Here is a 10560-nt window from a genome sequence, read left to right on the forward strand (position 1 = left end):
GGGCGGGTGTCGGGGCCGCTGACAGCCTGTGCGATCCTTGTTCGTAAGGATTGCTAACAAAGGTGTGTGGCGTTGAGCGAATCTCACGAGTCTGCGCAGCAGCGCGCCCGCTTCGCCGAAGCCTTCGGGCCGTCGCGGGCACTGCGATCGCGCGCGAAGGTGCTGCCCGAGTATGCGCGCGCGCACAATCGCTCGCTCGTGCTGCAGACGCTGTACCACGCGGGCCGGGTCAGTCGTGCCGACCTCGCGCGCGAGACGGGACTGACTCGCGTCACGATCTCCGACCTCGTGGCAGAGCTGATCGCCGACCAGATCGTCAGAGAATACGGGGTCCGCGAGGCATCCGGCCCCGGCAAGCCCGCCACTCTGATCGACATCGACCGCACCGGACATCAGATCATCGGCATCGATATGTCGGGGTCTGCCCGTTTCGACGGCGCCGTGATGGATCTCGACGGAAACGTCGTCACGCGGGATGCCATCAATCGCCCGCTGGGACAGGACGGTGACGCCACTTTCGCCGCGATGCTCGAGCTGGCGAGGCGGCTCGTCTCGGTCTCGGACAAGCCCATTCTCGGTGTCGGCATCGGCTCGCAGGGGGTTGTCAACGCTGACGGAGTGGTCGTGAGCTCACCGAACCTCGGGTGGCAGGGGTTCCACCTGCGGTCGCGCACCCGTGACGAACTCGACCTTCCGGTCATCGTCGGAAACGACGCCAATGCTGCCGCGCTCGCCGAGTACACCTTCGGTGGTGCGCGCAGCGATTTCATGCTCATCAAAGTCGGTCGCGGGGTGGGCGCCGGGCTGATCACCGGCGGACAATCGCTGACCGGCAGCCGCTTCGCAGCCGGTGAGATCGGACACGTCGTCGTCGGCACCGACGGTGGCCCGAAGTGCGTGTGCGGGAAGAACGGATGCCTCGAAGCCTGGCTCAACGTCGGGAGACTGAGCGCGGCGATCACTCAGCATCCGGATGCGCGGGAAACGATCTTGCGAGACGCCGGCGCCCGGATGGCCATCGCCATCGCCCCGATCGTCGCCGCCCTCGATCTCTCGGACATCGTCCTGTCCGGCCCGCCCGAACTGCTTGACGACGTCTTCGTCGGGTCGGCCGTGGAGACTCTGCACGCGCGCACAATGGACGGCGTCTTCGGCGACATCAGCATCCGACGCACTGAACAACCGGCCATCGTGCTGCGCGGGGCCGCGGTGATGGTGCTCGCCGCGCAGCTCGGGATCTCATGATCCGTGCGAGCGCAAGCCCGCCGCTAGGCTGAACCTGTGATCATCGGCACCGGCATCGACCTCGTGGACGTCGCGCGGTTCGAGCGCTCGGTCGCCCGCACCCCTCGGCTGCTCGAGAGGCTCTTCACCCCGGCCGAGCGGATGCTGAAGACCCGCTCCCTCGCCGCCCGCTACGCAGCGAAAGAGGCGCTGATCAAAGCGCTCGGCGGCAGCGACGGCGTGTACTGGACCGAGATCGAGATCGCATCCGAAGAATCCGGCCGCCCGCACTTCGTGCTCACCGGATCGACCGCCACCGTCGTCACCGAGCGCGGCATCAACGCGCTGCACCTGACCATGTCGCACGACGCCGGCCTCGCCATCGCGTACGTCATCGCAGAGAGAGCGGATGCCGAATGAATCCGTTCCGCGAAGCCACGATTGACCTCGGTGCGATCGCTGAGAACATCCGCCATTTTCGCAGCCTCACGGGCGTGCAGGTGATCGGCGTCGTCAAGGCCGACGGCTACGGTCACGGTGCCGCCGCTGCAGCGACCGCCGCGCTCGCCGGCGGCGCCTCCCGGCTCGGCACCGCCACGATCGAAGAGTCCCTCGCACTGCGGCGAGCCGGCATCACCGCGCCGCTGATCGCCTGGCTGCACGAGCCAGGCCGCCGGTTCGACGACGCCGTCGAAGCGAACATCGAGCTGGGCATCTCGTCGATGGAGCAGCTGACCGCGGCATCCGAGACGTCGGCGCCGCCGGCATCCGTGCATCTGAAAGTCGACACCGGGCTCTCGCGCAACGGCATCGCGACCGAGAACATCGAACGCGTGCTCGCCGAAGCCGCCCGGCTGGAGCGCATCGGACGCATTCGCATCGTCGGCATCTTCAGTCACCTCTCCGGCGCCAGCCACGACGAAGACCGTGCGCAGCTCGCCCGCTACACCGAGATCCTGCAGCAGGCCGAGTCATTCGGCATCCGTCCCGAGATCCGCCATCTCGCCGCCACGGCCGGCGCAATCGACCTCCCCGAAGCGCGTCTCGACGCGGTGCGCGTGGGCATCGGACTCTACGGGCTCTCTCCCTTCGCCGATCGCACCTCGGCGGACCTCGGTCTGCGTCCGGCGATGACCCTGCGCGCCGCCGTCGCCGCCGTGCGCCGCGTGCCCGCGAACACCGGCATCTCGTACGACTACATCTACCGAACCGACCGCGAGACCAACCTCGTGCTCGTGCCGCTCGGCTATGCCGATGGCGTGCCGCGGCAGGCGTCGAACCGCGCACCGGTACTCGTCAACGGCCGCCCGCACACGGTCTCTGGGCGCATCGCGATGGACCAGTTCGTCATCGACGTCGGCGATCAGCAGGTCGCTGTCGGCGACGAGGTCGTGCTGTTCGGCGACCCGACCCTCGGGCAGCCCGCGGCCACCAACTGGGCGGATGCCGCCGGCACCATCAACTACGAGATCGTCACCCGCATCGGCGCGCGCGTGCCGCGAAGGACCGTCTCGTGAGCATCGACCCCGCCTTTCTCGGCCGCCTCGAGATCTCCACAGCGGATGCCATGGAGAACCTCGGCGTGCGCATCGGCGAGCAGCTGGAGCCGGGCGACCTGATCGTGCTGACCGGACCGCTCGGCGCCGGCAAGACCACCTTCACCCGCGGAATCGCCGAGGGCCTCGGCGTGCGAGGGCCCGTGCAGAGCCCGACCTTCGTCATCGCCCGCACGCACCCCTCACTGGTCGATGGTCCGCCGCTCGTGCACGTCGACGCCTACCGGCTGGGTTCGGCCGCCGAGCTCGACGACCTCGATATCGACTTCACCCGTTCGGTAGTCGTCATCGAGTGGGGCCGGCCGATGGCATCCGCCATTGCCGATTCGTGGTGGGACATCGAACTCGAGCGTCCCGTCGGCGGCGCTGACGTCGCCGACGAAGACCTCGACGCCGACGCCCCGCGCGTGGTCACCATCTCACGCACGCCGACTATTCTGGAACCGTGATTCTCGCCGTCGACACCTCTCTCGGTACGGCCGTCGCCGTCATCGACGCAGACGGACGCACCGTCGCCGAGGCCTCGACCGCCGACCGGCTCGGGCACGCCGAAGTGATCGGTGATCTGCTCGCGCAGGTCGACCGGCCCGGCATCACGCACGTCGTCGCCGGCATGGGCCCCGGCCCGTTCACCGGTCTGCGCATCGGCATCGCCGCCGCGCGCACCTTCGCGCTCGGCCGCGGCATCCCGCTCATCCCGGTCCCGAGTCACTTCGCGATCGCGCAGTCGATGCTCGACAGCGGCGCGAGCGGACCCCTCACCGTGGCGACTGATGCTCGACGGCGCGAGATCGCGGTGAGCGTGTTCGATGGAGCGGATGCTGACGGCATCCCGCACCTGACCGCACCCACACGACTCGAGAAGCGCGGCGGCGGTCTGGTCGATGAAGCCGCTGAGGCAGCCGAGCTGTCGGCCGCGGCGCTGGCCGTCGTCGGGGCGCGCGCGCTCGCCGCCGGACGCACCCTCGCCGACGCAGAACCGCTGTACCTGCGCGCGCCTGACGTTGTGCAGCCGAGTGCGCCGAAGCGGGTGGGGTCATGATCTTCCGTCGCGCAGAGCTCAGCGATCTCGCGGCGATCATGGAGCTCGAGCATCGCAATTTCCCCACCGATGCGTGGAGCGAAGAGACCATGGGCACCGAGGTCTCGAGCGCCCATAACCACTACCTGATCGCTGAAGAAGGTGGCCGCGTCATCGGGTACGGCGGGCTGCGTGCGCTGAAGGGCTCGGCCGATTCCGACATTCAGACCATCGCCTTCGACGCCGACTACCGCCGGCGCGGTTTCGGACGGATGCTGCTGCGCGCGCTCATCGCCGAGGCGAAGGAGCGTCATGCACGCGAGCTGTTTCTCGAGGTGCGCGCCGACAATCCCGTCGCGCAGCAGCTGTATCTCTCCGAGGGGTTCGCCGAGCTCGCGCGGCGACCGCACTACTACCAGCCCGATGACGTGGATGCCGTGATCATGCGCCTCGACCTGCGCGCGTGGTCTGCGGAAACTGCTGGCCCTGCTGCTCCTGCACCTTCGGCTCAGGTGGCGCAGATTGCCGCTTCAGAGGGTGCGGATGCGGCGAGTCGCGACACCTCAATCGAGGAAGCATGCGCTGCGGCATCCGCCGAAGGCACCCGCCCCGAACCCCTCGTACTCGGCATCGAGACGAGCTGCGATGAGACCGGGATCGGCATCGTGCGCGGCCGCACGCTGCTGTCGAACACGATCGCATCGAGCATGGACGAGCACGCCCGCTACGGCGGCGTCGTGCCCGAAGTCGCCGCGCGTGCGCACCTCGAAGCACTGCAGCCCGCGATCGAGCAGGCGCTCGGCGAAGCGCAGGTGAGCTTGCAAGACCTCGACGCCATCGCCGTCACCAGCGGCCCCGGGCTCGCTGGTGCACTGATGGTCGGCGTCGGTGCGGCGAAGGGGCTCGCCGTCTCGCTCGGCAAGCCCCTGTACGCCGTCAATCACCTCGTCGGCCACATCGCCGCCGATATCCTCGCCCCCGAAAACGGCGCCGACTCGGCACCGCTCGAATATCCGACCATCGCGCTGCTCGTCTCGGGCGGACACACCTCGCTGCTGCACGTGCGCGACCTCACCACCGACGTCGAACTGCTCGGCGAGACGGTCGACGACGCCGCCGGCGAGGCCTTCGACAAGGTCGCCCGCCTGCTCGGTCTGCCCTATCCCGGCGGACCGCAGATCGACCGCGTCGCAGCCGACGGCGATCCGAAGGCGATCCGGTTCCCGCGGGGCCTTTCGAAGGCATCCGATCTGGCGAAGCACCGCTACGACTTCTCTTTCTCCGGGTTGAAGACCGCCGTGGCCCGCTGGGTCGAACGCGCCGAAGTCGCTGGCGAAGAGATTCCGACAGCCGACGTCGCGGCGAGCTTCCGTGAGGCCGTCATCGATGTTCTCGTCACCAAGGCGCTCGCCGCCTGCGCCGACCGGGGAGTTCCGCGGCTACTGCTCGGCGGCGGCGTGATCGCCAACCGGCGCCTGCGTGAAGTCGCTCTCGAGCGGGCCGCGGCGGCGGGAGTCGCCGTGCGCATTCCGCCGCTTTCGCTGTGCACCGACAACGGCGCGATGATCGCCGGTCTCGCAGCCGAGCTGATCGCCAGCGGGCGGCCGCCGTCGACCCTCGCCTTCGGTGCGGATTCCACGCTGCCGGTGACCGAGATTCAGGTGAGCCCATCATGACCGACCCGTATATCGACGGTCCCGGCCCGGAGCCCGAGCGAACCGAAGGCACGAGAACCGAGGGCACGACCGCGCTGCCGGGCGCTCCTAAGGGATACGACCGGTTGCCGACGGGGCCGATGGATGTGACTCCGACGACGTCAGGACCGGATGCCGATGGGCGAGCCCCGATGCAATGGGCGCACGACGAACCCGTGCCGGTCGATGATGCGCGCCTTGCGCCGTGGGCTTTGGTGGCTGCGATCGTGGCACTGGCGACATCGATGTTCGTCGGCTGGGGGCTGCCGGTCGCGGTGATCGCGGTGATCGCGGCGATCATGTCGTTGCGCCGACCGATCGAGAACCGCGGGGTGGCGACGTGGGCCCTCGTGCTGGGAATCTGCGCCACTCTGTTCAGCACCGGATGGCTGCTGTGGGCGGCAACGCAATTCGAAAGCATGGGTTGATCGATGTTCGATGCCGCCGAAGCATCGCGACGCCGTGAGCTGCAACGGCGCGCATTCGCTCCCGGCGGCGAGCTCAGCGACGCCGAAGCGGTTGAGCTGCGTGCGCTGAACGAGCGGAGACGGCAGGCGGATGCTGCGGTCGTGCCGCCGTCGGATGTCGTGCCGCCTTCGGGTGCCGGGGGTGCGGATGCTGCGCGTCCGGATGCCGGGCATTCGGATGCTGGGCATGCTGACGGCGCGCGTTCTCGTGCTGAGCGTGCTGCGAGGGCGCGCGCTGGTGAGACCCGGCCGATGGGGGGCCTTTCCCGGGCCTCCTCTGACGCGCCTGATGCACGTGGCGATGGAACCGCCGTTGCCCGTACCGCCGCTGATGGTGGCGCCGCCGCCGGAGCTTCCCGCACCGTGGGCACACCCGCACATACTTCCGACGCGCACATCAACGCCACCGACTTGCGCGCCGGCCAGTCGACCGATGGTGCCAGCATGCTGCCATCCGCATCCGCGTCCGGAACTGCATCCGCACCCACGTCCGGGCCTGCGTCAGCATCGGCATCCGCGCCCCGAACCCGCCGACGCTGGCTCGCACCCCTCGCCGGCGTGCTGATCCTGTTGCTCGGCATCGGTGTCGGATGGCTGGCATTCGGGCGCGACGCAGCGCCCGCCATGACCGCTGCGCAGCGCGATACCTGGGTCGACCTCGAGGCATCGAACGACTACGACGCCGGGTCCGTCGAGCTGGTCGGGTCGCAGGACGGCGCCGATGTGTGGTTCGCCACGAAGCACGACGCGAAGTCGGAGTGCGCGGTGGTCACCGTCGGTGAAGAGAGCGGGCAGAGCTGTCTGGCCGGCGACGAACTGAACGGGCAGCAGCAGCTCGGCGCCGGCCTCGCCGCCGAAACGGACGAGGGAACGTTCCAGTTCTGGGGGCTCATCAGCAAGACCACCACCGGCCAACGCGTTGCGGTCGTGCAGCGATACGGCGCGGATGAGGGCTGGGGCTGGCGCTCGCAGTACGACGAATCTGAGCTCGCGATCGCGGAAGTGCTCGTGGCTGCGACGGGCTACGCCGGCGAGGCGCTGCAGATCATCGGATACGACGCCGAAACTCCGATCTGGATCTACCAGGGTGCCGAGAGCTGCGTGCTCGTCGCGGACGATCAGAAAGTTCTCGCGGAGGCCTGCGGGTTGGACGATGACAGCACCATCGACCTTGCGATGCCGGATGCCGTCTACGTCGTGCGACTCACCAACAGAGGCCCGGTTCTGACGATCACGCGCACCCCGGCATCGGTTGTCTGCGATGTCGATTCGGGGTATTGCGCCACCGCCGACGACAAAACGGGTCTCAGCGAGTAACGCTCAGACCCGATCGGCGAGAATCGCCACCCGCCCGGCGGGCGTGCGCGTCAGAATCAGCGTGGCCGCCTGCGACCCGCGCAGGCTCAGCTTCTTGCGGAACGCCGCGGGATCGATATCCATCCCGCGCTTCTTGATCTCCAGCCGCCCGATATCGTGCGCGCGCAGCGCGGCATTGATCGTCTTCACATGCGCGGGCAGCGTCTCCCGCACGCGGAACGACTGCACGAAGGGGCTCGTGAGCGCAGCATCCCCGGTCAGGTAGGCGATCTGCTCGTCGAGCATGCCCGCCTCCAGCATCCGTGCCGCATCGCCGATCAGCCGGGCGCGGATCACCGCGCCGTCGGGCTCATGCAGAAACTCCCCGAGTTCGCGGACTTCGGCGTCTTCGGCATCCGCTGCCTTTGTCAGCTCGTGCGTCGTGTCGCCCTGCACGACGAGGGCGGCGCGACGGATGCCGGGGCGCGCGAGTGCTCCGCTCCAGAGCACCAGCTCGACGACGCTGCCGTCGGCGCTGACCCACTGCGCTTCGACGTCGTCGGGGATCAGACCGCGGTCAAGGCCGGGCCCGAGTTTGATGCCGGTCGGATGCTGCCGCGCGACCTCGAAGCACCAGTCCAGCGAAGGCGACCAGTCGGATGCCGATACCCGTCGCGTCTCGCTGTGGCCGGCCGTGCGGCGTGCCGGGTCGAGCCAGATGGCGTGCGGGGAGTTGCTTTCCTGGAGTGCGTCTTCCGCCAGGCCCTGGCGAACCGTCGCCGCGTCGCCGAAGGGGGCCAGGTTGTACGCGGCGATGGCGGCGGTCACGTCATCGGCATCCACTGCGTCGACGTTCAGGCCGGCACCCGCGAACGCGAGGCTGTCGCCGCCGATGCCGCAGCCGAGGTCTGACACCTGGGTGATGCCGCGCTTGCGCAGGCGCACCGCGTGCAGCGTGGCGACATTCAGACGGGTCGCCTGCTCAAGGCCAGCGCGGGTGAACAGCATCCGCTCGCCGAACTCGCCGAACTTCGCCCGCGCCTTCACCCGCAGATGCGCCTGACCGACGACGGCCGAGACGAGATCGGGGGAGTACCCGGCCGCGCGCAGGCGAGACACCGCGCGCGCGACGTCGGTCGACGACTCGATCGGCCCGACCTCGTCGAGCAGCGCCAGCCCCTCGCGGGTGAGCAGGGCAGTGAGCTCCGACATCTCCACCCGATAAGCCTACGGGCACCCCGCTTGTCCCCGTTCGCGTGGCCCGCATTGCCGCATCCTGCGTCGGGAGGCGACCATTCGGGGCACGCGAGCGAGGAAGAACCGCGAGGTCAGCCGCAGCTGCTGACCAGCAGGTAGACGGTGGGCGCTGTCTGCATCAGCGAGGTCACCGTGGCATCTCCCTGTCCGAGATAGTTGCTGCTTCCCGCCGCGTAGTACGGGTTGTACGGGTTGACCCCATAGGAAATCGCTCGGCCCTCTGCCTCATGCGTCGCGTTGGGAGCGGTGAAGCAGGTGTCGGGCTCCGGCGTCGTGGTCGGCGTCGGGTCGGGTGTCGGGGTCGGGTCCGGGGTCGGTTCCGGATCGGCGTCCACGACAGTCATGTCGGCGCGGCGGTTGTTCTCGAAGAAGAACGACGTGACATACGCGGGGTAGTCGACGCTGTTGCTCGAGATGTAGGTTCCGCCCGCTCCGGCACCCGCCGGCCAGTTGTGGCCGAGCCCCGTGTTCTGAATCACCGAGACCCGAGGTCCGTCGGCGTCGGAATACAGCGTGCCCGAACCGGACGTGTTGTTCCCGGCCAGCCCGGACAGCGAGAACGTCGACGGTGTGTTCGCGCCGTAGATCCCGGCCATGATCTGAGCGTTCAGAGTGTTGTACCCGGTCGCAACCGTCGTGTCGTTGCTGCCGTAGATCACCGAGGTGAGCTGCGTGTCGAATCCTGCAGTGGCCGACCCTGCGAAGTTGCGACAGGTCGCCGTGCCCTGCGCCTTCGAGACGGCCACGCTGCCGATCTGCCCTGCGGTGGTACCCACTGTGGGCCCCGCATTGATGCCGATGCCCGCGAAGACATCCGGTGCCAGGCAGCCCATCACCATCGTCTCGCCGCCGCCGGAAGACAAGCCCGACAGATACACCTGGTCGGCGTCGATTCCCATCGCGGGGCGGGCGAGAAGCGCCGTGGCGAGGTCGAGCAGGTTGTCGTCGTGGCGCGCAGGAGAGGTGCGCGAGTGGTTGCTGTCGTAGTAGTCCCAGCAGCCGAAGACCACGCCGCCGTTGGGCGCGGTCGGCAGTGCGACGACCATGCCGTACTCCTCGGCGGTCGCCGCCCAGTTCGCGGCATTCTGCAGGTCGGCGGCGGTCTGTGCGCAGCCGTGCAGCGACACCATCAGCGCGCGTCCGGCCTCGAATCGGGGATCGGATGCCGGGGTATAGATGCGTACGTTCATGCCGGCGATGCTCTCGGTGCTCCACGCACCCGGTGTCGGATCGCCGCCTTCGCCGCCCCCTCCGGGGTCGCCGCTGTTCGAGCAGCCGGGCAGCGTCTCGAACCCGGGTGGACAGATCAGCGCCTGGGCACTGGAAGCGCCCACCGCCAGCCCGCCGGCGACGAGAGCCGTCGCCGCAATCGTGGTCAGCATTCGGAACAGAGTTGTCTTGCGTGGGGACATCGCTTCCTCCTCGTTGACCGCGCGACGTTGCGCGGCGACGTCGATGCGACGACATCGTCACACCGCCTTTCACGATATATGAGATGTGATTCAGGTTCTATAGGTGGTCGCGCACGTCCGCCGAACTGGCACTCGCATTGCGTGAGTGCCAATCGTCGGCATAGACTGGAGTTAGCACCCTCGGTACGAGAGTGCTAACCAGTCTTCTGATTCTCAGTCACGAAAGAAGAGGTATACCGTGTCGGTTTCCATCAAGCCGCTCGAAGACCGCATCGTCATCCAGCAGGTCGAGGCAGAGCAGACCACCGCAAGCGGTCTGGTCATTCCTGACACCGCGAAGGAGAAGCCCCAGGAGGGCGAGGTCGTGGCCGTGGGCCCCGGCCGCATCGACGACAACGGCAACCGTGTTCCGATCGACGTCGCCGTCGGCGACCGCGTGCTGTACAGCAAGTACGGCGGAACCGAAGTGAAGTTCGGCGCCGACGAGTACCTCGTGCTCTCGGCTCGCGACGTGCTGGCGGTCGTCGTTCGCTGACGCACCCCTGAATTGCGCGAAGGGCTCGGATGCTGCGGCATCCGAGCCCTTCGTCGTCCCCTACCGGCCCCCATCCGTCCCCCCTGGATCCCCCGACG

Annotated in this window: 11 protein-coding genes and 1 pseudogene; 10 read left to right on the plus strand and 2 right to left on the minus strand. The window is 68.4% G+C overall.

Annotation, left to right across the window (positions count from 1 at the left end; translation table 11 throughout):
* The first annotated feature begins 66 nt into the window (after positions 1-66).
* The 9 genes and pseudogenes from FM104_RS05440 (at position 67) to FM104_RS05475 (ending at position 7279) form a co-directional block, all read left to right on the plus strand.
* Positions 67-1245, plus strand: coding sequence for an ROK family transcriptional regulator (locus tag FM104_RS05440; protein WP_373407837.1), 1179 nt, complete (start codon positions 67-69; stop codon positions 1243-1245).
* A gap of 36 nt (positions 1246-1281) precedes the next feature.
* A complete protein-coding gene (locus FM104_RS05445) occupies positions 1282-1644 on the plus strand; it encodes a holo-ACP synthase (protein ID WP_087130450.1) in 363 nt (120 codons plus the stop codon).
* Complete coding sequence (gene alr / locus FM104_RS05450) at positions 1641-2741, plus strand: alanine racemase (RefSeq protein WP_087130451.1); 1101 nt, start codon at positions 1641-1643, stop codon at positions 2739-2741. The genes FM104_RS05445 and alr overlap by 4 nt, the downstream gene beginning before the upstream one ends.
* Complete coding sequence (gene tsaE / locus FM104_RS05455; protein WP_373407838.1) at positions 2738-3229, plus strand: tRNA (adenosine(37)-N6)-threonylcarbamoyltransferase complex ATPase subunit type 1 TsaE; 492 nt, start codon at positions 2738-2740, stop codon at positions 3227-3229. The genes alr and tsaE overlap by 4 nt, the downstream gene beginning before the upstream one ends.
* Entirely contained in the window at positions 3226-3822 is a 597-nt protein-coding gene (tsaB, locus tag FM104_RS05460; RefSeq protein ID WP_087130452.1) for a tRNA (adenosine(37)-N6)-threonylcarbamoyltransferase complex dimerization subunit type 1 TsaB, read from the plus strand. Before tsaE ends, tsaB begins: the two co-directional genes overlap by 4 nt.
* A pseudogene (rimI, locus tag FM104_RS16845) lies at positions 3819-4235 on the plus strand (ribosomal protein S18-alanine N-acetyltransferase); the annotation flags it as partial. The gene tsaB and the pseudogene rimI, both read left to right, overlap by 4 nt.
* A 132-nt stretch (positions 4236-4367) precedes the next feature.
* Positions 4368-5477, plus strand: coding sequence for a tRNA (adenosine(37)-N6)-threonylcarbamoyltransferase complex transferase subunit TsaD (tsaD, locus tag FM104_RS05465; protein WP_306298510.1), 1110 nt, complete (start codon positions 4368-4370; stop codon positions 5475-5477).
* Entirely contained in the window at positions 5474-5923 is a 450-nt protein-coding gene (locus tag FM104_RS05470) for a hypothetical protein (protein WP_087130454.1), read from the plus strand. Before tsaD ends, FM104_RS05470 begins: the two co-directional genes overlap by 4 nt.
* 3 nt (positions 5924-5926) lie before the next feature.
* A complete protein-coding gene (locus FM104_RS05475; RefSeq protein ID WP_087130455.1) occupies positions 5927-7279 on the plus strand; it encodes a hypothetical protein in 1353 nt (450 codons plus the stop codon).
* Between the two features lie 3 nt (positions 7280-7282).
* On the opposite strand, the gene FM104_RS05480 is transcribed toward FM104_RS05475, so the two are convergent.
* Both FM104_RS05480 and FM104_RS05485 read right to left on the minus strand, forming a co-directional pair.
* Positions 7283-8476 carry a class I SAM-dependent methyltransferase gene (locus tag FM104_RS05480; RefSeq protein ID WP_087130456.1) on the minus strand — a complete coding sequence of 398 codons (1194 nt, stop codon included), beginning with the start codon at positions 8474-8476 and terminating at the stop codon, positions 7283-7285.
* A 110-nt stretch (positions 8477-8586) separates the two neighbouring features.
* Positions 8587-9927: an extracellular catalytic domain type 1 short-chain-length polyhydroxyalkanoate depolymerase gene (locus FM104_RS05485; protein WP_256971533.1), complete on the minus strand. Its 1341-nt coding sequence runs from the start codon at positions 9925-9927 to the stop codon at positions 8587-8589.
* A gap of 238 nt (positions 9928-10165) precedes the next feature.
* On the opposite strand from FM104_RS05485, the gene groES reads away from it, so the two are divergent.
* Complete coding sequence (gene groES, locus FM104_RS05490) at positions 10166-10462, plus strand: co-chaperone GroES (RefSeq protein WP_028502311.1); 297 nt, start codon at positions 10166-10168, stop codon at positions 10460-10462.
* Positions 10463-10560 lie beyond the last annotated feature (98 nt).

Origin of the sequence: Microbacterium esteraromaticum, assembly GCF_900163815.1 — a bacterium.
GTDB classification, from domain to species: Bacteria; Actinomycetota; Actinomycetes; order Actinomycetales; family Microbacteriaceae; genus Microbacterium; species Microbacterium esteraromaticum_B.

What these genes read in the sequence shown, in the direction of transcription:
- alr (WP_087130451.1), top strand. Translation starts at nt 1,641, where the DNA reads ATGAATCCGTTCCGCGAAGCCACGATTGACCTCGGTGCGATCGCTGAG.
- FM104_RS05470 (WP_087130454.1), top strand. Translation starts at nt 5,474, where the DNA reads ATGACCGACCCGTATATCGACGGTCCCGGCCCGGAGCCCGAGCGAACC.
- FM104_RS05475 (WP_087130455.1), top strand. Translation starts at nt 5,927, where the DNA reads ATGTTCGATGCCGCCGAAGCATCGCGACGCCGTGAGCTGCAACGGCGC.
- FM104_RS05485 (WP_256971533.1), bottom strand. Translation starts at nt 9,927, where the DNA reads ATGTCCCCACGCAAGACAACTCTGTTCCGAATGCTGACCACGATTGCG.